The sequence below is a fragment of the Streptomyces sp. NBC_01092 genome (assembly GCF_045039535.1).
In the GTDB taxonomy this organism is placed as follows: Bacteria; Actinomycetota; Actinomycetes; order Streptomycetales; family Streptomycetaceae; genus Streptomyces.
On record NZ_CP108659.1, the window covers coordinates 231,311 to 256,173 of the forward strand.

Sequence of the window (24,863 nt, forward strand, 5' to 3'; positions counted from 1 at the left end):
CTGTCAACAACATGATCGGGGCGGCCGGTGCCGTGGGCGGGCCTGTGACCAGGGCGTGTCGCAGCTCGCGGGGTCGGGGTCGTACAGGGCGTGCCCCTGGCCACCGCGACAGCTCGGTGTGCCAGGGCCACACGGTCATCGCAGACGGACGACTTCAGACGCTCCACTGGTGGGCGCAGCCGCGCCACTCAATCCACCGGTCGTCGTCCAGGATGCTGTCGGGGTCGTGGATACCCGCGGCTTCGAGGAACACCACCAGGTCGTGATCACTGTGAGCGGTACCGAGGATTTCGTCAGTGCCGAGAATGTGTAGGGTGACGGTCCGGCCGCCGGTGAGGGAAGGCGGGTGCACGATGATCGGCGCTCTGCTCACACTTCCCAGCCTGCGCTGGCCAAGCCCGCGGGGCGAATCCTGGCCGCCGAGCTTCGCGGGCCTGAGGTTCCCTCGCTGTGCAGCAATGGCGGAGCGAGCGGTGCTGCGTGTCTGCCAGTCGCAAGCATCGTTGAATGAAGACAGCACGCAAGGACGAAACGAGTGTGCGACAACGGAGGACCTGGGACTCTGTACGTAGCCCTGCGCCCTCACCTTCCTCCACCCGGTACCCGTAACCAGCACACCGTCATGATCGTTAAGCAGAGCGGGCCCAACACAGCGAACGCTGCTCCGCCGAGGCCCGGCCGCCAAGAAACCGAACGCACCCCGACCGGAATCCTGACGGCCAGAGACCCGCTCCAGGCTTCCCCGGTCCTCAAGCGGGTCTTCTCCACGACCAACCCCAAGATCACTCCGGGGACCTTGACTGAGGGGCCTCGCGTTTCCCGGACAGGGATCTGACGTCACGAGGGGAGACCTTGGAGCGCGAGCAGCGCTGCGAGGGCTGTGGCGGGGTCGGGGTCGGGTTGACCGATGGGCCACCAGGCGCCGTCTTCCTTCGCGTTCGGATACCAGCGGCCGTAGCGCAGTTGGCGGTTGCGGCCGACGACGTTCTTCCCGTCTTCCGGGCTTGTCGATGACGAAGCATCACAGGGTGACCGAGAACTACGCCCTCCGCCGCCCCTCTTGGTCCCAGGCCCGTGGCTGGGCCAGACACCACCTCCTGGTGCCCGACGAACTCGGCGGCCAGGGCGAGCCGGACTGGTCCCGGTGCGCCATCGACTCCGTCAGCGTCCACGCTGTCAAAGGGAGCAGCTGACGGGACCGAATCCGACCCACCGCGGCAAAAGCGGATCGAAAATCCACCTCATCGTAGACAGCAAGGGCCTGCCTCTCTCTCCCTCGGTATCACCGGCGCCAACAAGCACGACAGCCAGGCATTCGAACCGCTCGTCCGCGGGATGCCGCCCATCCGCTCCCGACGCGGACCCCGCAGCCGGCGCCCGTCGAAACGTCACGCCGACAAGGGATACGACTACCCTCACCTGCGACGATCATTATGGACGCGAGGCATCACCCCACGCATCGCCCGCCGAGGAGTCGAGATCTCCCAACGGCTCCGTCGGCAGGTGGGTCGTAGAACGCACCACCGCCTGGCTCGGCGGACTGCACCTGCGCTACGAAGCAAGGCCGACCACTTCCCAGCCTTCGCCGCCATCGCCTGCAGCCTCATCTGCTACCGCAGACTCCCCACCATGAAATGGCCTGTAAGACAGAACACGGTCGGTATAAAAGGGAAGTCCGCGTGGCATTACGTGCCGCATTTGTGCGACGCCACGCATTGACCCACGGAGCGTTCCTACAGTCGTCGACGGCGCTGTGGAGGTAACACCTCCTCCAGACGCTTCAAGTCTCCGCCTCCCATGGGGAAAACAACATAATGGGCACCACGACGAATACCGCGGCAGCGATGCGGACACATGCCTTGGATCGGTGCTGTGCCGAGCCACATCCACCTGCCACAACAAGTGCGACTACGCTTCCTGCGGTACCGGAGACGCGTAAGGATCACTCAGTCCCTTAAACCCCTGACAAGTCCAATCGTTCTGCGCTGGAAAACTGCCTGCAGAAGCGGGGCATGCTCGGCCCCAGTAAGACGGTGATGGGCCAGACGGATACCGAGGCCTGCACAGACGATATTCCATGGACACAACACATCTTGCCTCGCCGATCCGTCCCGCTCTCTCAAGCATCTGGCTGAAGCATGTGACCCCCCGCCTCAACTTCAATCCGTCATACGCGGCCTGCGACGCAAGTTTGACTGTTCTGGAGAAATCGAGAATGAACCGTAAAGTCCTGGCGCTGACGGCTGTTGTCGGCGTGCTCATAGCTGTCCTGACTGTCTATTACAGGTACAGTCCCCTGCATCCGCACCGTGATTTCATCGTCGCAGGCACCACAGATCGACTCACCACCTCCCGCGATGTCTCTGCTCCGGTCGACCCAGCGTACGCGTACGACGTGGGTGCATGGAATCTATTGCGACAGACGGTACAAACGCTGATGGTCCATCGCGGCAATGGTGAACCCGAGCCAGAGGCCGCGCAGAACTGCGGGTTTACCGATACCGGTAGCGAGCGCTACGCATGTGTGCTGCGTAAGGGATTGAAATTCTCTGATGGCACCCCGCTGACTGCAGCCGACGTGAAATTTTCCATCGACCGCGCCCGTACCATCAAGGCGAACAGCGGCGCCTCGGCACTGCTCTCGAGTATTGACATGGTCGAGACGCTGGGTGTCGACAAGGTCGTCTTCCATCTCAAAACTGCAGACGCCACATTCCCGTTCAAGCTGTCAACACCCGTCGCCGGTATCGTCAGCTCAAAAAACTATGCGGAGGGCAAGCTCCGAAAGGGTTTCGCGATTGACGGATCCGGACCATATGCGATGCGGGCTTACGTGAAAGACAACACGTTGGTGAAAGCTACCTTCACCAAGAACCCTAACTATCATGGGTTGCTCACGCCGAAAACAGACACAGTGGTGCTGAAGTATTTCAAGAATGCGGCCGAAATGGGAGACTCGCTCGAGAAGGGCGGTATCGATGTTATGACCCGCACAATGTCGCCTGACCAGATCCGAAAATTCAAGGATGACGGTGATGGCAGTGCGAAACTCGTGGAGATGCTAGGGCTTGAGATACGCTTTCTCGGTTTTAATACCAACGCCGCTTCTGTGAAGAGCAAGGCTGTTCGCCAGGCCATAGCGCAGGCCATTGACCGTAGCGAGCTAGTGTCCACCGTATACGGCACCGAAGCGCAGCCGCTGTACTCGCTTGTCCCAGCCACCATCGTCGGCCACACCAACGCGTTCTTCAACAAATACGGCGAGCCAAGTGTGGCTAAGGCTCGCACCATCCTGGCCAACGGAGGCATCACCACCCCTGTGAAGCTGACACTGCACTACGCAAGCGACCGCTACGGCCCGACCTCCAAAAAGGAGTTCGAAGTGCTAAAGAACCAACTCAACAGCAGCAGGCTGTTCAACGTCAGCATCGAGGACACTCCCTGGTCACAGTTCCGTATAGCTAAACAGAAGGGCGGCTTCGACGTCTACGGCATGGGCTGGTTCCCGGACTACCCGGACGCCGAGAACTTCCTCGCGCCGTTCCTTGACACCAACAACGTTCTCAATTCGCCCTACAACAACAGCGTGATCCGTGACACCCTGATTCCGGAGTCCCGCCGCACGCCTGACCGAATCGCCGCGTCGAAGACCTTGGAAAGAATCCAGGAAATTGCCGCTGCCGATGTACCCATCCTTCCTCTGTGGCAGGGCAAGCAGTACCTTGCCGCCACCGACAGTACCGCGCGCAGCCAGTTCGCGACGAATAGCTCCTCCACCTTGCAGTTGTGGGAACTGGAACTCACTGGACTTCGTTAGGTCCTCACCACAGGCTGGTGCGGGAGCATGTTGGGTGTGTGGACCCACAGGAAGCGATCCGTGTCCAGGTGACGTTGGCCATATACGTGGTTGATGTGTTCGCCTCAGTGCCCCGCGAAGATCAGTGGGCCCAAAGGCGACGGCTATCTGCGGGACCTGATACTAAGCTTGGCGTTTATGCAGCTTTGCTACTTGTTGTGGCTGTCTCGAGGTTTGGTTTGGCCTGTTTCCCGACGGGGTGCTCGAGTGCACGGTGCTTGTTCGTCATGCCGGTTGGCTGGCCGGTGCCTGCGGTGCTGGGTTTCGGTGCGCTGGCCGGCTCAGAGATTTTCCCGTGGTGGCGGCGAAATCCTCGACGGACAAGCGCGGGTGTGAGGCGCCCTTGGCGTGCGGGTCGTTCCCGGGGCTTGCGGAGGCCTTCTGCGAGGGGCCGCGCGAGGCGGAGTTGGGTGTGGACGGCAACGACGAGCCAGACACCTCATGAAGCTAAGTGGTGGGCTTTGGAAGTCCTTCGGGGGTTGCTCCGGAGTCGATGTCGTGGGTGGCGTCTTGTCAGATGCCGGGCCTGCGAGGTAGAGGCCGCAGGCGCAATCCAGGGCTTTTTCGGGGGTCTCGACGAAGCTGCCGGTGGGTAGGATGTTGTCCTGGTACTTGTCGTTGCTGGCGAGCTAGAGGGCGAACCCCCAGGGGCCGGCGGATCCGGCGTAGCGCAGACGCATGAGCTTGATGTTCTCGCCATCGGTCAGTTCGCCGTCGAGGTAGGCGAACTGGCTGCGGTAGCGGACGTCCAGGCCTGCGAGTCCCGGCCAGGCGATACGGGCTCGCGCGGTCAGTTTCTGGGTGAGGAAGGACTTGGTCGACTCCGGCACGGTGGCCATGGGGGCATTGAGGACGACCAGGACCGGCGGGTCACCGACCTGCCACTGGCCTGCCACATACAGTGAGCGTTTTCAGCACGGCCACTGATCGGGTGACGCTGGTGGTGTGCGAAACGCACGAGGCTCCCGTGCCGTTGGGGGAGGTGTTCGATCGAACACAGCGTCGGGCCTTCGGGTCAGACAGACATATGACTCCGTCCGGAAGCCTGGCAGTTCGGCAAACGCATCTCGCGGAACATTCCGCTGCAACAGACTCATCGCTAGGGCCTTCGTGCTGGTCAAGCGCCTCTGTGACGGAGCACAGTATCCAGCGAAGGCCGCTCTCGCGTCAGGCACCCGGCCGAAAGCGTCAGCAAGTTCGAGGACATGTTCGACCACGGGCGATAAACAAGCTAAGCGTCGGCAGCCGGGGACGATTGTTGCGCGGCGAACCAGGCGGCAACCTGCGCCCGGGAGGTGAAGCCGAGTTTGGTCAGGATGTGCTGCACATGTGCTTCGGCGGTGCGCGGCGCGATGAACAGCCTTTCCGCGATGTCCTTGTTGGACAGGCCGGCAGCGATCTGCTCGGCGATCTGCCGTTCCCGCGGAGTCAGTGGTGTCTTCTCGTCGCTGGTGCGAGGCGCCTCCCTCGCCAGCGTCTTGGTCTCCAGCGCGTAGCCGAGTCCTTTGTGTCCGGGAAGCTGGTAGCCGCGGTGGAAGGCGGCCTCGTAGCGGTCGTCACCGATGGCCGCCCGGACCCTGGCGGCGTGCTCTTGGTGGTACGGCGCGAAAAAGTCGTAATTATCCGCGGACGCGCCGATCTCGTGCCACACGGCGGCGGCGATACCGAAGAGCGTGGCCGCCCGGATGTGGCGTCCCTGCCGTTCATTCACCCAGGCCAGGGTGTCGATCATAAACGCTATCCCGTGTCTGCTGTCCATCCGTCCGTGGATGCGCAGGGCCTCTTTTACGGCATCGTCAGCACGTTCCAGTTTGTCGCGGAGCACCTCAACATAGGAGACGCCCCACAGCGACCATGCGCGCCAGTACGACTCACCGTACTGCGAGGACAGCGCGACGGATTTCTCGAGAAGGGCCAAGCCCCGTTCGCGCTCTCCCTTCGCCCCCAAAGTAAGGCCGAGCATGAACAGCGCGAAGTGCTCGCCATCGGCCTCTTGTACAGCCCGGTGCCGGAGCACGGCGTCGCTGAGGAGCACCTCAGCCTTCTCCAAATCCCCGGTGAACAGGGCCGCCATGCCCCGGACGTGTGTCACCCAGGCGCTTTCGGCCTCGAAGCCGATGCGTTCGGCCAGCTCGGCTGCCTCGGTCAGCAGCGACATCCCGACCTTGCCGCCGCCCTGCAGGATGCTCTGCCACCCGCCCAGGCGCAGCGCCGAGGCACGTTCACGGGTGGGCTCGGGTGCTGCGGCAAGTGCCTGATCGAGCCAGTGGCGGGCCTCGGTGTGGAAGCCTCGGATGGTCCAGTAATGGTCGATGGTGGCCATGCGCAGGCCGGTCACGGCCTCGCCCGGCTCGGTGACGCAGAAATCCAGGGCGACGCGCAGGTTGGAATGCTCCTGCCGCAGTCGGCTGACCCAGGTTTCCTGGTCCGGCCCGAGCCACTCCGCCTTGAACTGCTCGACCAGGCCGGCGTACCAGTCTCGGTGGCGGCGCCGGACCGCGGTGTACTCCCCGGCCGCCATCAGCCGCTCCTGGCCGTATTCGCGCGTCGTCTCGAGCATCCGGTAGCGCACGCTGCCGCCGTGCTCTTCCCGGATCAGGACGGACTTGTCGACCAGAGAACGAACGACATCGGGGACCTCCGTCATTCCGTCGCCGCTGCCGACATATTCGATCGCGGCCAGGTCGAAGCTGCCGGAGAACACGGACGCGCGGGCCCAGATCCGCTGCTCGGTCTCCGCGCACAGGTCGTAGCTCCAGTCGATCAGTGCGCGCAGGGTCCGCTGCCGGGTGGGGGCCGACCGCGAGCCCCTGGTGAGCAGGCGGAAGCGCTCGGCGAGGCGTTCGTTGATCTGCTCCAGCGAGAGTGCACGCAACCACACTGCGGCCAGCTCGATGGCCAGCGGTATACCGTCGAGGGTGTGACACAGGTGGGCGAGTACCGCGCAGTCCTGGCTGCGCAGGTCGAAGTCGGGCAGGACGGCGGTGGCCCGGTCGGCGAACATCTGTACCGCGTCGTACTGGGCGAGCGCGTCGGGGGAGAACGTCTGCTCGGGATCGGGTGCGGGCAGCGGGGGTACCAGCAGGATCGCTTCGCCGTACAGGTTGAGTGACTGCCGGCTGGTTGCCAGAATGCTCACCTGAGGACAGGCCCGGATCAGGGTGTCCACGAGCAGCGCGCAGTCGTCGATCAGATGCTCACAGTTGTCGAGCACCAGGAGCGCGGTACGAGACCTGAGGTGGTCGATGATCGTGTCGACCGCAGCACGCGAGGCCTGGTCGTGTAGGCCGAGCTTCTCCATGACCGTGTGCCCGAGCAGGGCGGGGTCACGCAATTCCGCAAGCTCGACGAACCACACGCCGTCCTTGAAGGAAGCGCGCCGCATGGTGTCGGCCACGCGCAGGGCCAAGCGGGTCTTTCCGACCCCGCCGGGGCCCGTGAGGGTGAGCAGGCGGGATGCGGACAGGAACCGTTTCGCGTCGGAGATCTGGCGTCGTCGCCCGACGAAGCTGGTGACGTCGGCCGGCAGATTGCCGGCGCCCTCCCGAACACCGCGGGTAGCTGAAGGAGCCATTTCAAAGCAAACGAATGAGCGAATAATGCGACCCTAGTGCGAAACCCTGCATGCCTCACCCCTGAGTGTAGGGACCAGATTCCAATGCTAATGGCACGAGTCGACGGCTGGCCAGGGAAAATTCATCCCGGCCACGACGCTGGAGCCGGATGCACATGGTCGAGTGCGTCTCCGGCCCGTCCCCCCAGTCCTGTTCGAATGCGAAGGCGTCAGGGGTCGGGGAAGGCTGGGGAGCTGAGAAGCATCCATGTCAGATCATACACTGAAAGAGCTTTCTGTCCTGGCAGAGTTGGTGGCTCAGGATGCCGTACCTCGGGCCGTTTCGCCGTATTCGCTCCTGTCTGATCGCAAGGCGCGCCCCGTTGCCGCCGTTTGCGCCCTGGGGCAGTGCCATGCCTGACGGCACTACCGGAACACGGAGCGAGACCGACCGTATCCGAGTGACTTGCCCAACGCCCGCTGGGATCTGCTGGAGCCCGTCCTTTCAGAATGGCGGGCCGAGCGCAGAGGCAGAGGACTCGACATCGGCCGGCCACCCGAGCACGGCCTACGCCGCATCATGAACGCCATCCTGTATGTGGGCCGCACTGGAGTTCCCTGGCGCTACCTGCCGCACGATTTACCGCCCTGGGAAACCGTCTACGGGTGTTTTGCCGCCTGGCAGGAAGAAGGCGTCTTCCACCGGCTCAACAGCCTGCTGCGCCGCCCGGTACGCGAGGCAGAAGGCCGCGATGCAGAGCCGAGTGTCAACAGCTCGGGAGCCTCGCTCGTTGCGCTTCGTGGACCGTCACCTTTCGGCCCTCAGCGAAGGGGAGCTGGTTGAGGAGACCGGCTGAATCGGCTGCAGATCGAACGCGCCGCGGGGCGAGCCTGCGCCGACTCCGTGGCGACGCCCGCATGCGCCTGACCTTGCTGAGGTGGCCCGACCCTGCCGCACTCGGCGAGAGTGCCGTCCAGCAGGACGAAGCCACGTCGGACCTCGCCCAGGACCTTCAGCAGGCCCGACGCCCCTCAATGGCACACCCCGCTCGACACCAGCTCGCGCGAGGTGCTGCTCACCATCTGCTTCACCGACCTCACACGGTGTAGCAGTCCCTTCGAGTACAGGAGGAATCTCGCTCATGGCCGCTCAGATCACTCAGTCGTCGACCACGCAGGCGGTCGACCCGGCGGACTTCATCACCGACCTCCACGCGGAAGGCCAGCTGCGGCAGAGATTCAAGCCGCTGCTGGCCGGCTACGGGATGACCCGCGTCGCCGACGTCACCGGCCTCGACGATCTCGTCATCCCCGTCACCATGGCCGTACGGCCGCTCGCGCGGACGCTGTCGGTCGCTCAAGGCAAGGGCGTCACCCTGGACGCGGCCGCGTCGCCGGCGCCATGGAGGCTATCGAGGTATGGCACGCCGAGTGAGCCCTCCCGCCCGCCTCCTTCACCCCCGCCCCTGCTGCAGACCTCCAGTTGCCCTACGCAGTCACGGACTTGGAGCAGCATCCCGGCAGTCTCCTGACCGACCGCGTGCGGCTGGACCGGATCTCCGCACGCTCTGCGCTCGACAACACCGAGACCTTCGTGCCGGAGGCCGCAGTGCGGATGGGCCGCGGGGTCCACGACGACTGGCGCCAGCATCTGCCCACCGCCTCCAGAACGGCCTGGCGTCCGGGAACACGAGGGCCGAGGCGACCGTGCACGGACTGTGCGAGGTGATCGAGCGCGACGTCCTGTCCGGCCTCACCGACGGGGCCTAGGCCGAGCTGGTGGACCCGGCAACGGTGAACGCCCCATACTGCGCCGCGTTGTTGGAGCGGCTCGCCGAGCGAGGCTGCTGGTGGGAGCTACGGCACGTGCCCAACCGGTACGGCGTTCCGGTGATGTGCTGGCGCCTGTGGCGCGAGCCCCAGTCCGCGACCGTCGTCGCCGGGTCCGGCGCCCACCCGGACCCGGGCATCGCACTGTCGCGGGCGATCACCGAGGACGCGCAGACCCGGCTCACGCTGACCAGCGGGAGCCGCGAGGACAATCAGCCGCTCGCCTACCGCCCCGCCCCGCACCGTGCCCCTGCTCCCTCCGCCGGGAAGGCGATGCTGTGGCAGGAGATCGCGAGTCGCTACGGCGTCCCCGCCGACACCCAGCTCGCGCACGATCTGGCAACCGCCGTAGCCACCGCGACCGGACGAGCGCCGCTGACGGTGGATCTGACCTGGGGCCCGTACGGCGCGCGGTCGCCGTGGTCAAGGTGTGTGCCCCATCCCTGCGCTACACCGCCCGGCACACCGTGCCCCGGCCGAAGAAGGTGGCCTGAGTGAGCACGCATGTCTTCGCCGGGCCGACCATCACCGCGGCCCGCATCACGAGCATCCTGCCGGGCGCGATCGTGCACCCACCCGTTCAGCGCGGAGACCTCCTCTCCGTCTTCCCCTCAAGGCCGGCGACCGCGTCCTGATCATCGACGGGTTGTGGCACCATAGCGCACCCGTGCGGCACAAGGAGATCCTGATGCTCCTGGCCAAGGGGGGTCGCCGTCCCCAGCCGATCACCCAGCTCGACCCGACGGCGGCGACCAGCACCCCACCCACCGCAGGGCCCGCAATCTTGACGGTGTTCTGGCCGATCTTGAGCAGCGCGTTCGCCGCGTACCGCATCTCGGCTGGCACCACTTCCACCACGACGCCTCTGGCGGCCGGGGTGGAGAAGCTGCTCGCCGCGCCGCACAGTGCGGACACTGCCACCATGGCAGCCACCCGGGGCCCCAACGAAGAACTCTTGGCCCGCGGAATCCGCAGCCGCACCATCTACCTCGACAGCGTGCGAAACGACAAAGCCACACTTGAGAGGTCGTTAAGTCCGTTTCTAGTAGTGGCCTTGTGCGGTTGGGTGAGGAAGCCTTGGCGTCCGAGGCGGCTGCGGGTGACGTTCATGTCTGGGCCGTCGGTGGGCAGGCCGAGTAGTCGTGCCGTTCGCAGACCCTGAATGTCTGGTCGGGGGTGCTGGTTGAAGGCATGCACCAATCTGCTGGTAGGCGGTGCCTTGGTCGTGATGGCCGGACCGGGAACGGATATTCGGTGTTCTGCCCGCCCCATGAGGACACAAGATGGTGCGCATGACTTTGGCCACCCCCATACTGCACACCGCTCGCCTGCGACTGCGACCCTTCACCGACGCCGACGCGGACCCCCTGTTCGCGCTGCACAGCAGCACCTACGTGATGCGCTACTGGGACTCTCCGCCGTGGACCGACCGGGCCCGCGCCGAGCGTTTCATCGCGATGTGCCGGACGATGGCGGACGAAGGCACCGGGGCGCGGGTGGCCATCGACCGTGCTTCTGACGGGGCCTTCGTCGGCTGGTGCGTTCTGGCCGAATGGAACCCGGACTACCGCAGCGCGTCGTTGGGCTACTGCCTCGCCGAGGCGATGTGGGGCCACGGCTACGCGACGGAGGCGGCACACGCCCTGCTGCAGTGGGCATTCGACACACTGGACCTGAATCGAATCCAGGCCGAGACCGACACGCGCAATGTGGCGTCTGCCCGGGTCCTGGAGAAGATCGGATTCATGCGTGAAGGGACGTTGCGGGAAGACTGCGTCGTGAACGGCGAAGTATCCGACTCGTGGGTGTTCGGATTGATCAGGCGAGAGTGGCGGCCGTCGGCCGTGCCGATTCCAGCTCACGCAAAGCGGCGCTAAGCCCGTTTCTGGTAGAGACCGCGTCCGGGTTGAGTGAGGAAGCCTTGACGGGTGAGGCGTCCGAGGCGGCTGCGGGTGACGTTTCATGGCCGGTTCGCCGGTGGGCATGCCGAGGAGTTCGTGCAGCTCACGGACCCGGAACGCCTGGTCGGGGTGGGTGTTGAAGGCGTTGACGATGACCTGGCAGGCGGTGGTCAACTCAGGCGGTTCGCTTTCGGTTCCTGCCAGTGCGACTTCTGCGATGACCTTTCGGGCAGTGGCCAGATCGGCAAGCCGTCCTTCGGTTTTGACCAGAGCGGAGGTCAAGTGCTCTATCTGGTTGCGTAGTTCACCGGCCCGGGTGGTGGTCTCGTCATGCTGCGCTAGGAGGTCTGCCAGGAGTTGACGTTCATGCGGCCAGTCCGAGGGTGTCGCGCCAGGCCGGACTCGGGGTGGTGAGGCGGCGGGTCATGTTCGCGGTGGGGGCCCAGTAGACGCGCGAGGTGGAGGTGTCTGGTCGGTGGTCGTACTCACGGGCGAGGCGCCGGTGCAGGAGCAGGGTGCCGTTCGTCTGCTCCACCACCCACCGCTTCGGCTGCGGACCGAAGCCTTTGCCCTGGTCGGCGGGGTTGCGGCGGACGACGTCGACGGTGATGTCGAGCATCGCGCCGTGGATGACGACTTCGTCCTTGAAGCCCTGGTCCACCAGGGCCTTCTCCAGGCGGTGTCCGCATCGTTCGGCGGCCTGGTCGAGCAGAGCGTGCCGGCGGCGTTGTCGTGGGCGGACGCGGCCAGCACGACGACGCCGATAATCAGCCCCATCACATCCACGGCCAGCCCCCGCTTGCGGCCCGACACCTTCTTGTGCGCAGGAGTTCCTGGATCCGCTGGTCAAGCCCGTCCTCGCGCCACAGGCCGAAGTAGTAGAACACCGCCGACCAGGCCGGGAAGTCATGGGGAAGGTAGCACCACTGACAGCCCGTCCGGTTCTGATAGAAGATCGCGTTTACGACCTCCCGCAGGTCACAGGCTCCAGGGTACCCAGTCGCTGACCGCGCCACCCGGTCCTGCTTCCAGGCAGTGATCATCGGCTCGATCAACGCCCACTGGGCATCCGATAAATCGCTGAGGTACGACCCCCTCTCCATGCCCCGCATCTCAACATGGACATGCCCAAAGGATGACCCGCATGGCGACCAATACCACGATCGAGCGATCACCAACCGACGTGTCGGCGACGCTTGAAATGTGAGCCGATTCCGGCGGGTGAAAAGTGGTTCTGGATCACTTTCAGTGCCGAAGCAACGGAGGGTCACCACAAGCGCGATCATGAACGGCCTCGCGCCGCGAGAAGGACCCGTTTGCGGAGCAGATCGAAGTTGGCCCGGCCGAACATCTGCCGCTTCAGCATCTTGATCTTGTTGTTGTGGCCCTCGACGGCGCCGGAGCTGTAGCTAAGGCTGAGCCCGGCGACGACGGCGTCGAAGTCCTGGCCCAGGCCGTTGACGAAGCCGTGCAGGGCAGGCAGGTCGTCGGCCTGGGCATGCTCGATCCACTGGTCGAGGTGCTGGCCTTGGCGGTTGTTCATCAACTCGGCGAAGGCGCGGACGTGTTCGGCGGCCTGGTTGAGTTCGGGGCAGCGGGCAAGGATCTCCTTGAGCTGCTGGGCCTGATCGTCATTGAGCCGGTCTGGGCGGCGGGTGATCCAGCCGGTGACGTCCCGCACGGACGGCGCTTTGCGGGGCGGATCGTCGTGCGGGAAGGCTTTCCGGAGCCGCTGCACGTACTTCTTCACCACGCTCTCGCCGCCGGGGTAGCCGCGCTCGCGGAGTTCCTCGAACAGGCGGCGAGCGACGGTGCAGCCCTCCGCCCACCGCTGATGCAGATAGGGCTTGTAGGGATCGAGGACACTGGGGCGCCCGGTCCACCGCCCGACGAGGAGTTCGTCCGCATTGGTCGCGTGTGCGAGCCGGCGGACGGTGTTGCGGGCCAGCCCGAGCTGACGGGCGATCGCCCGCAGCCCGAGTCCCTCGTCCAGCAAGGCGTGAACGGCCGAGTGGTGCTCGCGCACCCGATCCGACAGGCGGCCGGACTGTCGCGGCTCGGATGGAGACTCCGCCGCAAGTCCGGCGGTCGCCGGCGGGAGGGCCGTGCGGACCGGGGCGATGTCCTCCGGTTTGCGGAGCAAGGCCCGATGCTGGACGACAGTCTTCTCGACCGCCTCGGCGAGGTTTTTCCAGATGTGCCAGCGGTCTGCGACATGGATCGCGTCCGGGGCGCCGAGCCGTCCGGCCTCTGCATAGGCGACGGAACGGTCCCGGCAGATCACTTCGACACCGGGATGGTCGGCCAGCCACCGGGCGACCGTCGCCGTGGTCCGGTCGGGAAGCAGATCGACCGGACGACGCGTGTCGATGTCGACCAGGACGGTGCCGTAGTTGTGGCCCTTGCGCAGCGCGAACTCATCCACCCCGAGCACCCTGGGGACATGCGTTGCGGGATCCGGCAGACGGCGTATCAGCCGCAGGAGCGTCGACCGGCTGGCCTGGACCGCGAGCGTATGCGCCAGACGGGCGCCAGCACGGCCGGCCAGCATCACCGCCAGCCGCTCAAGCACCGCTTGTAGACCGGCACTTCGCCTACCGTGCCGGAACGTCAGCCCGTCGACCTGCTCGGCGAACGTCGCCTGCGGACAGGCGCCCTGGCAGCAACGGAACCGACGGACCTGTAACTCGATCACCACAGGGCGCCCGCCGACCGCACTGTCGGCGAGGCGGCGTACGTACCGGCTGTGCACCCGGGCCGACACCGTTCCACATGCAGGACAGCCGGCGCGCTCCGCTGACGCGCGTGCCCGCACGACCACCAACTCACCGTCAGGTTCGACGTCTTCGATCAGAACACCTTCGACCTGGTGGAACCACAGGTCCTGGAGAAGCGCATCCACGGCCGTTCATGATCGCGCTTGTGGTGACCCTCCGTTGCTTCGGCACTGAAAGTGATCCAGAACCACTTTTCAGCCGTCGCCGACACCGACGAAGATCGGACTTAACGCCCACTAAGAGGCGGGATGCGCTACCTGCGTGGTGTATATCACACGGGGCGCCTTTACGGTGAGCCGCATCCGCGTCCAACAGTGCAGGTCGCAACGGCAATCCGGGATCCCCGCAGCAAATACCGTCGAAGCACGCGTGATGTAGCCAGCTCCGAAAATATCGCCTTGTCGTTTAGATTCCTCCAATACGCAGGTCGTTACAACCGCCTTAACCTGCGAGTCGCCGAGGGTCGCGGACGCCCTAGAAAGGAGTCGCTGTGGCAAGCATCTCCCCAGAGTCCGGCGAGTCCGCGCAGCTGCGGGTGATTCATCAGTCCCTCTCTCGCCAGTATCGGGTCATTCACGGCCACCGCTGGGCGTTCCGCATGATGGGCAAAGGACCGGCCATACTGCTGATCCATGGCATCGGCTCCTCGTCCGACACATGGGCCAATCTGATTCCCGAACTGGCACGCAACCGCACGGTGATCGCCCCCGACCTGATGGGCCACGGTTCCTCCGACAAGCCCCGCGGCGACTATTCGGTGCCCGCCTTCGCCAACGGGATGCGGGACCTGCTGGGAGTGCTGGGTATCGACAAGACGACGCTCGTCGGGCACTCACTCGGCGGCGGGGTGGCCATGCAGTTCGCCTACCAGTTCCCTGATCGCACCGAACGGCTGGCGCTGGTGAGTACTGGCGGGGCGGGCCGCGACGTCACACCATGGTTGCGCGCGGCCTCACTACCCGGGGCCCACCTGGCACTGTCGTCCCTGCGCTTTCCGACGGTGCGAATGCAGACAGCCAGGGCGATCCGGCTGCTGAAACTGCTCGACACCGGGCTCAGTCAGGACGCCCTGGATCTGCTGCGGCTGGTGGACACGCTGCCCGATGCCGCTTCGCGTGATGCGTTCATCCGAACGCTGCGAACCGTGGTCGACTGGCGCGGCCAAGTTGTGACCATGCTCGACCGCTGCTATCTGACCGCCGGGATCCCGACCCTGCTTGTCTGGGGATCCCGTGATCAAGTCGTGCCCGCCCGGCACGCCGAAGTGGCGCACGCAGCGATGCCCGGCAGCCGCCTGGAAGTCTTCGAGGGTGCGGGCCACTACCCGTTCCACACCGATCCGCGGCGGTTCCTGGCCGTACTGGAGGACTTCATCACTGCGACTGAGCCGGTCACCTGGAGCGCGGAGGAGTGGCGGGAACTACTGCGCTCAGGCGGCCCTGGTGCGGGGGCGTCGGTATCGCCAAGTACAGCGGCCGTCGCGGCCACGCACGAAATCGAGGGCCCCGCGAGCCCGAGGATGATCCGTATCCCGATGCAGCGCAGGGCCGATCCCTGATCGCTCCGGCTGCCAGCTGGTCAGAAGTCCAGGGTCGGAGGACGGGGTCATATACGGAGCCGGTTAGGAGAAGCCGTGAGGATGGACTGCGTGTCGCCCGAACCTCCCTGGTTGTGAGGTGCGCGGTCGGCCCAGTCGGCTCTTTCCCTGGAGTCGGTCGAATTTTACGAGGTCACCTCGCCGCCTGGCGCAACGAGGGAATCCTCACCCAGGTCAACTACGACCTCCCCAGCCTGGCCCGTGTGAAGGAAGGACGCAAGCCCGAACCGACCGCCTCCGTCATCGCCCCCCAGAGCGTGAAGACCTCCACCTATGCGCCCCTAACCAGCCAGGGAACCGACGCCGAAAAAGAAGATCGTCGGCAGGAAGCGGGGCATCCTCACCGACACGAACTCATCCTCGCCGTGCCTGTCACCACCGCGAGCCTGTCCGAGAACGCCGTCGGCATCCAACTCCTCGACCAGGCCAAGAAGACCCACCCGACCATCTCCAAGAGCTGAGGGCGTCACCGGCTTCAAGAACGCCGTCATCGAGCACGGCGCCAACCTCGGAATCGACGTCGAGGTCGTCAACAGAAACCCAGCTGTTCGCGGCTTCCACGTCGTCAAAAGGCGCTGGGCTGTCGAACGAAGTCTGGGATGCTCCAGCGGCGCCTCGCCCGCGACTCCGAGACCCTGCCCGCCACCTCCGAAGCCATGATCCACATCGCCTCGATCGACAACCTCACCAAGCGCATAAATGGAGGAGACGACACCCACCTGGCGAGGAACTTACTAGGAGATTAAGGGCAATCCACCCAGATCAAACGCCCTCTGACACCAATGGCCAACATAACCATCCTCCTTACAGATTTTCCTCTGAACTAGCTCTCACCCTGGGTCCTGGTCGATCATTTGGGTAGGGCTCCGTGACCCTTCGTGGAGAAGGACGGGCAGCCCACGGTCGCCATCCGCGCGAGCGTCCACGTGGGATCACGACAGTGCACCAGCCGACCATCACTAGGACACCAACGCCTGTGCCGACGAGAGTGAACGCCGCTCGGATGGCGCGGATCTCGGCCGGGTCTGCCGCTGGCAATCGGACCGGGTCGGGGTCGCGGGGCGGGGCCTCCGAGGAGGAGGAAGGAATCGCTGTCACTGCGGCGTACGGGTCGAGGTACGGCACGCTGGCCGGGAAGGCCGTGGAAATCAGGCGCTTCGTGACCTCGGCCCCAGTCAGGTTTGGGTACGCGGACAAGACGAGGGCCGCAGTACCCGCTGTGAAAGCAGCTGCGAGTGAGGACCCGGTTCCGAGAAAGTGTCCTGAACCCTTGGGGCCGATGCTCATGACCTTGTCCCCGGGCGCCGCAACATCGGCATAGCGAGGTGCGGGCACACCATCGGGCGGCTGACCGTCGGTGCCCAATCCCCACACGGAAACGACCCCAGCTTGAGCTGCCGGCCAGTAGTCCCGCGGAGTGTCGTCGGCGCTCCCTGACACGGAGTCGTCGGGGGCCGCTGCAGCAATCACGACGGCACCCTCAGCCAACGCGCCGGCGACAGCCGACGTCAGTTCGGCCGAGCGCTGGGGCAGCGCTGCGGAGATATTGATGACGTCGGCCCCCGCCTCGGCCGCTGCGCGAATACCGCTCGCCACGGACGTTGCGCTCGGCACCCCGCGTCTGTCGGTGCCGCGTACGGCGAGTATTCGGGCCTTGGGCGCCACTCCGGCGAAGCCGACATCCTCCTTGATTCGTGCGGCGATCAGACCAGCGACAAACGTGCCGTGGCCGACGCAGTCGTCGCCTGCGTCGGCCACGGTGGACACCCGACCGGCGAGCGCAGGTGACCGGGTCGACACTCCGGTGTCGACGACCGCCACGGTCACACCCTCACCCGATGCGAATCGCCAAGCTTCGGGGAGCTCGAGTCTCTGCTGTTCCCAAGGTGCTTCCTCGACCTTGGTATCCGACGAGCCGGTGCACGTGTCCCCGTCGGCCAAAGTTGGGGGCATCAAGGGGAGTCTCGCCGAGTCCGCCGGCAGTGCGGACACCGGCGGTGCTCCGAATAGCGAGGTGACGGCGGCGAGCACCAAAGAGAGCAGCAGGCACGGCAAACAACGGATCGGGCCAACGCGGGGAAGGCGCCGCGCAACCGTGCAGACGCGCCGACTGCCCCTGCCTGGCCGCCAGGTCTTCAACTGCCCAGGGACTCGTGCCTGGTATTTGCCTACCTCATCCATGAACCGCCCCCCGGCGCCGCACGTCCTCGGGCAGCAGCAGTCTCAGGTCGTCGATCCCCGGGGCGGCTATAGAACTGAGCCGACCGGCCTGGCGGGTAATCATTTCCTCGAGCACCTGACGGGCCAGGCGCGCGTTACCGAAGCTGCGATCGCGTGCCAGCGTGTTGAAGTAGTCCCGCAGTACGGCCCCGGTGCCCGGCCCGCAGTCGTATCCAGCCGCGGTTGCGTGCTGCCGTACGATGGTGACCAGTTCGTCGGACGTGTAGTCGGTGAATCTCACCCGCCGGGAGAACCGGGACGATAGACCGGGGTTGGAGGCCAGGAAGTGATCCATCTCCTCCGTATAGCCAGCGACAATGACAACCACCTGGTCGCGGTAGTCCTCCATGAGCTTCAACAGGGTGTCCACGGCCTCCTGCCCGAAATCCGAGCCGGACGACCCGCCACGGGGGGTGAGCGTGTACGCCTCGTCGATGAACAGCACGCCGCCCAGGGCACGTTCGAAGACTTCTCGGGTCAGCTGCGCGGTGTGGCCGATGTAGCGGCCAACGAGGTCCGCACGAGCCACTTCGACGAGCTGCCCGCTCGGTAGAACCCCCAAAGACACCAGCAGCGAAGCGTAGAGCCGCGCCACCGTCGTCTTGCCAGTGCCCGGCGGCCCGGTGAAAACCAGATGGTTACTGATACGCATAGCCGGCAGGCCCGCCGCTTCCCGCTGACGTGTGGTTGACAGGAGATTGACCATGTCGGTGACGTCTCGTTTGACAGCGTCGAGCCCGATCATCTCGCCCAACTGCGCAAGCGGGTCGCTCCCTTCGGGACCGTTGGGGGACGCCTCTTGGAGGACGGCCGCCGCCGCATCGTCGCTCACATCCTGTGGCAGCAGCAGCCGCAGGTCCCGCTCTCCCACGTCCGTCTGGGTGGCAAGCCGGAATGCCTGCCGGTCAACCATCTCCTCGAACACCTGTCGGGCCGTGCGGCCATTGCCGAATGCGGCGTCGCGCGGCATCCGCTCGAAGTGCACCGCAAGCGCCTTCACCGTGCTTTCGTCCAACTCGTACTGGTGCTGGGCGCACATGCTCTCCATGATCGCCACCAATTCGGGCACCGAGTAGTTCTCAAACTCGACGGTGCGAGAGAACCGGGAGGCCAGGCCAGGGTTGGATCCCAGGAAGGACTGCATCTCCTTGGGGTAGCCGGCGACGACCACGACCACGTCGTCACGGTGGTCCTCCATGAGCTTCAGCAGAGTGTCCACTGCCTCCCGACCGAAGTCCGCGCCGGAGCCACGGCCGTCGGACATCAGGCTGTACGCCTCGTCAATGAACAGCACGCCGCCCAAGGCCCGTTTAAAGGTCTCGGTGGTCTTGATGGCGGTGCCACCGATGACCTGAGCCACGAGATCGGCTCGGGACACCTCGACGAGGTGACCTGAGGGCAGGGCGCCCAGCTCGGCAAGGATCGCCCCGTACAGCCGAGCAACCGTAGTCTTGCCGGTGCCAGGCGGGCCAGCAAAGACGAGGTGGCGGCTCATGGGCGGAGCCGACATGCCGAGCCGGGCGCGACGCTGGGCGAGCTGAGTAAGATTGACCAGCATGCGAACCTGGTGCTTGACGTTGGCCAGGCCGATCAGTGCCTCAAGCGTGGCGAACGGACCTCCATCGCGGGCCAATGTGTCGACGTCACCGGGCCCACCCGCCCCCAACGCCGGGTCCGCACCCTGAGCCTCCCCAAGGCCCCAGGCGTCCCGCTTTCCGTTACCCGAGCTTGAGAGGCCCTCGACCGCCAGCCGTTCGCCGGGCCGGGCCTGGATAAGCCCCCCGCCGCGGTTGTCACGAGTGGTGCAATTGACGAGGGAGATCGGCTCGGTGGAATCAATCCGAAAGCCGTCTCCCCCGCTGTCACTGATCTCGCAGGCGTTGAAGGAGCCCCGACTTCCGGAGCCGAGCAGGACACCGTGGCCATCACTTCCCACGATCCGAACCCGTGTCGCGGTCAGCACCCCGTCCTGTTCCAGCAGGATTCCGGCTTGCGACGCCGCCTCGATCTCACAGTCGCGAATGGTGGCGTTGCCGTCCGCTCCCACTGACAGGCCGGCCGCACCGGCCGAGCGCACAGCTCCTGCGCCGACGTGCAGGTTGCCGCCGTCCTCGACCCGGATACCGGCGCCACCGGTCCTCTCGATCTCGCAGTCCTCCAGGCGCCCCTGCCCGTCGTTGACGACCTCCACCCCATGGCCCTTCGCCCCGCTGATCCTCGCCCGTCGCACCAGGGGCTTGGCGCCAGAACGGATGGTGATCCCGGCCCCGGCGGCATCGACGATCTCGAGTCGGTCGAATTCCGCCGCTGACTCCTCTTCCAGCACCACCGCGGTCTCCGCGCAGTCGCGGACCGACAGTCCGAGCAGTGTGGGAGAGCATGGGCCGCTCACCTTGAGAGCTGGTGCCGCCGAGGAGTCGAGCGAACAGCCCTCAAAGGTGCCGCGCGCACGGTCGACGACGAGCACGCCGTGGCCCTGGGTGCGTGAGGTACGGCAGTCGCGCAGTATGGGATTCGTGTCGCCGGACAGCACGATGCCGACTCCCGTGGTGCCGGTCACATGTACCTGCTCCAGCAGCGTCCGAGCCTGGCTGGCGAGGTGGACGCCGATCTCGGCGTCGTGCACCGTACTGCGCAACAGCCGCGTCGTGCTTCGCTCCTCCAGGGCTATCCCCGGCTTGCCCGTAGAGGAGATTTGGCAGTCTTCTACGGTGCCCTCAGCCTCGCCATTGGCGAATACCCCGTTACCGCGGGCGTCACGGATCGTGCACCCCCGAATCCTGATGCGGCCCCGCTCGCCGATGACCACGCCCGAGGTCTCCAGGTGTTCGATTGTGCAGGATTGGGCCAGACTGTCCGCAGCCGAGGTCACGACGAGTCCAGCACCGCGCGGATTGCTCACACGGCAGTCGCGCATGGCGAGGGAGCCCGAGCCGCGGGCAACGAGGGCTGCCCAAGCAGAGCCGATGACCTCGCAACCGTCCAATGCGGCCTGCCCCCGTTGCGCGTCCACGACCGGCAATTCCTCGTCCCTGCCACGCAACACAAGGTTGGTGAGCATCGCCGCGTCCCCCTGAAACACAACTGCAATGCCCCGACGGGGGCAGATCTCAACGCTGCCGGACGCCTCTTCGGCGGCGATGGTGACACGGGTGGTGACGATCAAGTTCTCCGTGTACGTACCCGGCCGGACGCTGATTACTGCGCCGCTCCGCGCGCGTGCCAAAGCCTCACCGATCGTAGGGAAGCTGGCCGACCCATCCGGACCGACCGTCAGTACCTGGCGTGACACGCACGAACCTCCTCGGGACGCCCAGTCAGACGAAACCTCAACTAGTGCTCTCCTTCGAGCCGGAGTGCGCGGCAGGACGCCGAGATTTGATCTCTCGCGAGAGGGCCTGAGTCCGGGCGACACGAACCATGGTCGTCATCGTGATAATCAGGGGCCGCCAGCTGCGTGAGATTGTCATGGCGTCCTTTCCGGTGCGGGGCCGTGCAGCGACACGGCACCAGGTCTCGGCTCCGTGCCCGCTGAGCGGCAGGGTCCGTGCGGGCTCCCGACCGGAACGTCCCGCCACCTCAGCGGTCCGCTGGTGCGGTGCCTCGGAGGCGCGATACGCCAGTGCCTTGCGCCGTCCCCACAGGCGCCTCCTGATCCCAGCAGGAATGCGTCGCTGCACGGCATATCTGAGTGAACCGGCTGACGCAGCGTGCTCCAAGGCGCTAGTTCAGAAGAGGCCAGCTGTACAGCAACATCTGCCTCAATACACTTTGGGCTGCATCGTCAACGGCTTACTTACGCCGTCCCCTCGTCCTCGTTAGGCGGGACTCCTTCGGTGGCATGCGTACTCACCCGCCCGAGCGGCGCAGAGACAATCAGCCCTGGTGGTGCGCTGAAAAACCATGCATACGACCTGGGGAGTGGTTCGCCGGCTCGCGCCTCCCGTACGGTGACGGCCGCAGTCTCCAATCCGGTGAGCGCGACGTCGTCCAGGGACGAGTGCTCGCTACGAGGCGGGCCGCCCATCGTGTTCTCCGAGGGAGCGAGTTCCCGCAACAGGAGCTGGTATCGGTCTCCGCTGGCCACCCGCAGGACCTTGAAACGGGTTCCAGGCAGGAACAGCACTCGGTCGGGGACTTCCGTCTCCATCAGAGCCGTACGACGTGCGGTCCTCGACCAAATCAGAAAGTCCGTGTTCCCCGGCAACCCGGAGCGGGCCGTGGTCAACGCACTGACGAAGCCCCAATCGGGCACCACCAGGCCCTCGCGATACCAGGCTCGTTCCTCATCTCCGAGCGCTGCCCTGAGTACCACAGCACCACGATAGGAGGGCAATCTGCGCAGACCGGAGGCTACGCAGCGAGCGAGCGACACATGAGGGCCGTCTTCACCTCGCCGTATCGGTTCGTCGACCGGACCGGCAGTCCCGGAGAGGTAGACCCATACCGCCACCAAGTCGTCCCGTGCCCCTGACACGCCGTCCCCCACGCGCAGGCCCGGGGACTCCGACATGATCCGCGCCACCGAACCCACAGCGGCGTCGTACCGTTTGCCGAGATGTCCCCTCAGCCAAGCACGTTCCCGGTCTATGCCGCCCTCGGGAGGCATGACGCACACCGCAGGCCCAGGAACCGGCTGAACCCGGACGCCAGGCTCCTCAGTCCGCGGCTCATCGCCGTTGTGGACAGGGGTGACCTCCCTCGTCGCCGTAGGTGAAGGCTTGTATCCGTCGGTGTCTGGGCGGTGCAAGCTCCGCCCGCTCGTCGCCGGATCCTCTTCTCCGCCAGCAGCTTGATGGTTGGCCATAGGTGTGGCGGCAACGGGCTCTCCCAACAGGTCCCTGAGGTCTCCACCATGCGGCGGGCCCGCCCCGGCACTGAGTGCTGTACCCCCGACCGCAACCGAGGCGGTTGGTAGACCCGTCTGTGGTGCAGTCCCTGAAGCCGGTGTTGGGGGTTCCAGGGCCGCGGCCAGTGGGATCGGCTCTGATTTCAGGCGGATTTCTGGGCCCGGCGCACTTGCAGCCTTTGTCCCATGCACCAACGGAGTGTCCGGCATCCTTGTCGGCTCGATCGCCTCTTCGCCTGACACCCATGGTGGACCTTCCCTTCCGACCATGTGCGCTGCGACCACTACGGCGGACGACGTTGTCGCAGGTGGGTGTGACACCGGGGGCGAAGCGTCCATCTCGGAGTCCAACGCAGGACCGTGAGCCACGGCGGCCTGCTCGGCGCCGGGCGGGTAGCCGACCTCGTCAAGACGCCGTGAAGGTGCCGCCCAGGGGTTCTCAATGCTCCCCGGAGCCGCCGTTGGCCAAGGAGAAGCCGTCGGATTGGCCACAGTCGTGGGATCGGCCGCCGCACTCGGCCCGTTCGGGGCAGAGGAGCGCCAAATGGCGTCAATGTTCGGTGCGGGTGTCACCGGGGCACGCCTGTCGTACCCGTCGTCCCACACGACTCGCCTGCCCGCAACCCGGCTGGCTGGCAGTACCAGACTGAGCCTCCGCGTGGCGAGGTCCAACTGCTCAAGGACCTCGTGGGCGAGGGTCCGCATCCGCTCGGCCGTCCTCGGCGTGGATTCGTCGAAGAGGATCGTGGCATGCTGCGGGTCTGCGGGTGTGAGCCGAACCGCGTCGGCGTCCTCTGGGTCCTCCAGTGGTCGCAGCCACAGACCACTCTGGACAATCTCCAAGACGGCGTCTGGCTCGTACCGGTAGACCCCCGGACCAATTTCGGCGAGCCCTGGCACCGGGGCACGACAACCCAGTGGTAGCGGGGGGCACGGGACGCCGACGGCCCCTGCCACAGGCGAGTAGCCGAGCTCACTCGCAAAGGGTCTCCAGCCGAGCGGTCCGTCCTCGCGGAGCGTGTGCACCTCGAGGGTGCCACCTGCCCGTCCCACTGCGGGGAAACCGTTGTAGAGGACGACTTGATGTGCGAGAAGGTTGGCGAGTGCCTGGCCCAATGCGCCCTCCGCCACCGCGACGGGCCCGTATGGGACGAATCGCACTCGTGGGCGAATGCTGGGCGCGAGATTCTCCCAGAAGGCGGAGACGGCCTCCAACGGCAGTGGCGCGGCGCCGGGCACTCCGAGCACCACGGCTAGCAGCTCGGAGTCCGCAATGACCCGGTCGACCAACTGCTGGCGCCGTTCCTCCCCCGGTTCCGCGTCAACGGACCGCAGCCACACCCCACCCGGTATTGGCTCAGTTGTGAGGTGCAGACCGAGAGGCGTTGGCCTGTCAGGGGTCGAGTACTCCCACTGTGGCTTGGGGAAGCGGCGCGAATCCGGCAGTGCTTGCCGGCCGGGCTGGTGACGCAGCCAGCCGAGCCCTTGCCCGGGTGGGACAAAGAGGCCGCCTCCGCCGGCCGGAATCAGCGTGCCATCTGGCGCCAGTACCACCCGGTGCAGGCGATCGGCCAACCACTGTGCCATCGTGCACGCAAATCTCCCGGAGCCTCGGGCAGGCACGAGGCGAAAACTCCCTGAGCGCCGCTGGAGCAACCGGACCAATGACTCGAGTTCCGACGCCTTCGGCTCAGGCGGAAGATCAAGGACCACCGGGGTGTGCTGACGGTCATGTGCCAGCCCCTCAGCAAATGCCTGGGCCTGCCGATCCAACTCTCGGCGTGGATGGATGATCAGGGCGTTACCACTGCCCCGGGCCACTGTAGATCGCAGTGGCCCACGTCGTCGCTCTGGCATTGGTATCACACGATCAGCCATCCCCGGTGAGGCCGGCCCCAGTCGTCGGCACGGCCAGAAGGGCAGAAGCATGCACCACTAGGAGCCCTGTCGGGCTGACACCAGCGGCGGGAGTCATAGATGGTCCGTGCATGAAAATGATCATAAACCTCTCGAGGAGGCGAAGGCACGCATGCTCGTCATGCGCCGGGCCGACAACGACATAAGCCCTGCAATATTGATACCGCCCAATTTGACACAGAGCGTCGCATTGTTGGAAGGAACGAGGAGGCCCGAGGAACTCACCGTCACCGATGGAACTGCCCGAGCGAGATCAGTCACAGCCGTACTCATCACAGCCCCCGTGTTCGGCTGTCGCGCCTGGGACATGCATACGCAACACTTTCATAAGCAAGACTAAGAAGCCGGAGGCGGGAGACCGCG

The 24,863-nt window shown here is 65.6% G+C and carries 12 protein-coding genes and 7 pseudogenes; 10 read left to right on the forward strand and 9 right to left on the reverse strand.

The window, feature by feature from the left end; genetic code table 11:
- Positions 1-154 precede the first annotated feature (154 nt).
- Positions 155-520, reverse strand: a complete 366-nt coding sequence (locus tag OG254_RS01030; protein WP_405576410.1) for a hypothetical protein — start codon at positions 518-520, stop codon at positions 155-157.
- A 439-nt stretch (positions 521-959) separates the two neighbouring features.
- Between OG254_RS01030 and OG254_RS01035 the strand changes: the two are divergent.
- A pseudogene (locus tag OG254_RS01035) lies at positions 960-1,623 on the forward strand (IS5 family transposase); the annotation flags it as partial.
- A gap of 592 nt (positions 1,624-2,215) precedes the next feature.
- Positions 2,216-3,817 (forward strand): ABC transporter substrate-binding protein, encoded by a 1,602-nt coding sequence (locus OG254_RS01040; protein WP_405594775.1) that lies wholly within the window; start codon positions 2,216-2,218, stop codon positions 3,815-3,817.
- Positions 3,818-4,485: 668 nt separating this feature from the next.
- On the opposite strand, the gene OG254_RS01045 is transcribed toward OG254_RS01040, so the two are convergent.
- Complete coding sequence (locus tag OG254_RS01045) at positions 4,486-4,752, reverse strand: hypothetical protein (protein ID WP_405576412.1); 267 nt, start codon at positions 4,750-4,752, stop codon at positions 4,486-4,488.
- 335 nt (positions 4,753-5,087) lie between these two features.
- Positions 5,088-7,430: an ATP-binding protein gene (locus OG254_RS01050; protein ID WP_405576414.1), complete on the reverse strand. Its 2,343-nt coding sequence runs from the start codon at positions 7,428-7,430 to the stop codon at positions 5,088-5,090.
- A gap of 445 nt (positions 7,431-7,875) precedes the next feature.
- Here OG254_RS01050 and OG254_RS01055 point away from each other — a divergent pair.
- Positions 7,876-8,175 (forward strand): annotated as a pseudogene (locus OG254_RS01055) (transposase); the annotation flags it as partial.
- Positions 8,176-8,307: 132 nt separating this feature from the next.
- Here OG254_RS01055 and OG254_RS01060 read toward each other — a convergent pair.
- Positions 8,308-8,438, reverse strand: a pseudogene (locus OG254_RS01060) (IS5/IS1182 family transposase); the annotation flags it as partial.
- Between the two features lie 113 nt (positions 8,439-8,551).
- On the opposite strand from OG254_RS01060, the gene OG254_RS01065 reads away from it, so the two are divergent.
- The 3 genes and pseudogenes from OG254_RS01065 to OG254_RS01075 all read left to right on the forward strand — a co-directional run bounded on the left by OG254_RS01065 (position 8,552) and on the right by OG254_RS01075 (position 9,874).
- Entirely contained in the window at positions 8,552-8,941 is a 390-nt protein-coding gene (locus tag OG254_RS01065; protein ID WP_405576416.1) for a hypothetical protein, read from the forward strand.
- Positions 8,829-9,737, forward strand: a pseudogene (locus OG254_RS01070) (YcaO-like family protein). Before OG254_RS01065 ends, OG254_RS01070 begins: the two are co-directional and overlap by 113 nt.
- Positions 9,734-9,874 carry a hypothetical protein gene (locus OG254_RS01075; RefSeq protein WP_405595661.1) on the forward strand — a complete coding sequence of 47 codons (141 nt, stop codon included), beginning with the start codon at positions 9,734-9,736 and terminating at the stop codon, positions 9,872-9,874. Before OG254_RS01070 ends, OG254_RS01075 begins: the two are co-directional and overlap by 4 nt.
- A gap of 148 nt (positions 9,875-10,022) precedes the next feature.
- Here OG254_RS01075 and OG254_RS01080 read toward each other — a convergent pair.
- Positions 10,023-10,223, reverse strand: a pseudogene (locus OG254_RS01080) (hypothetical protein); the annotation flags it as partial.
- Between the two features lie 308 nt (positions 10,224-10,531).
- Between OG254_RS01080 and OG254_RS01085 the strand changes: the two are divergent.
- Positions 10,532-11,116, forward strand: coding sequence for a GNAT family protein (locus OG254_RS01085; protein WP_328395468.1), 585 nt, complete (start codon positions 10,532-10,534; stop codon positions 11,114-11,116).
- Between the two features lie 75 nt (positions 11,117-11,191).
- Positions 11,192-11,443, forward strand: coding sequence for a hypothetical protein (locus OG254_RS01090; RefSeq protein ID WP_405576418.1), 252 nt, complete (start codon positions 11,192-11,194; stop codon positions 11,441-11,443).
- 61 nt (positions 11,444-11,504) lie between these two features.
- Here OG254_RS01090 and OG254_RS01095 read toward each other — a convergent pair.
- Both OG254_RS01095 and OG254_RS01100 read right to left on the reverse strand, forming a co-directional pair.
- Positions 11,505-12,243, reverse strand: a pseudogene (locus tag OG254_RS01095) (transposase).
- Positions 12,244-12,422: 179 nt separating this feature from the next.
- Positions 12,423-14,042, reverse strand: coding sequence for an ISL3 family transposase (locus OG254_RS01100; RefSeq protein WP_405576420.1), 1,620 nt, complete (start codon positions 14,040-14,042; stop codon positions 12,423-12,425).
- A gap of 374 nt (positions 14,043-14,416) precedes the next feature.
- Between OG254_RS01100 and OG254_RS01105 the strand changes: the two genes are divergently transcribed.
- Positions 14,417-15,475: an alpha/beta fold hydrolase gene (locus OG254_RS01105; RefSeq protein ID WP_405594777.1), complete on the forward strand. Its 1,059-nt coding sequence runs from the start codon at positions 14,417-14,419 to the stop codon at positions 15,473-15,475.
- A 143-nt stretch (positions 15,476-15,618) separates the two neighbouring features.
- Positions 15,619-16,252: pseudogene (locus OG254_RS01110) on the forward strand (transposase); the annotation flags it as partial.
- Positions 16,253-16,318: 66 nt separating this feature from the next.
- Here the strand turns inward: OG254_RS01110 and OG254_RS01115 are convergent.
- Positions 16,319-17,695 carry a S8 family serine peptidase gene (locus tag OG254_RS01115; RefSeq protein WP_405576422.1) on the reverse strand — a complete coding sequence of 459 codons (1,377 nt, stop codon included), beginning with the start codon at positions 17,693-17,695 and terminating at the stop codon, positions 16,319-16,321.
- Entirely contained in the window at positions 17,688-21,026 is a 3,339-nt protein-coding gene (locus tag OG254_RS01120; protein ID WP_405576424.1) for a right-handed parallel beta-helix repeat-containing protein, read from the reverse strand. Before OG254_RS01120 ends, OG254_RS01115 begins: the two co-directional genes overlap by 8 nt.
- Between the last annotated feature and the right edge of the window lie 3,837 nt (positions 21,027-24,863).

What these genes read in the sequence shown, in the direction of transcription:
- OG254_RS01040 (WP_405594775.1), top strand. Translation starts at nt 2,216, where the DNA reads ATGAACCGTAAAGTCCTGGCGCTGACGGCTGTTGTCGGCGTGCTCATA.
- OG254_RS01085 (WP_328395468.1), top strand. Translation starts at nt 10,532, where the DNA reads ATGACTTTGGCCACCCCCATACTGCACACCGCTCGCCTGCGACTGCGA.
- OG254_RS01065 (WP_405576416.1), top strand. Translation starts at nt 8,552, where the DNA reads ATGGCCGCTCAGATCACTCAGTCGTCGACCACGCAGGCGGTCGACCCG.
- OG254_RS01050 (WP_405576414.1), bottom strand. Translation starts at nt 7,430, where the DNA reads ATGGCTCCTTCAGCTACCCGCGGTGTTCGGGAGGGCGCCGGCAATCTG.
- OG254_RS01115 (WP_405576422.1), bottom strand. Translation starts at nt 17,695, where the DNA reads ATGGATGAGGTAGGCAAATACCAGGCACGAGTCCCTGGGCAGTTGAAG.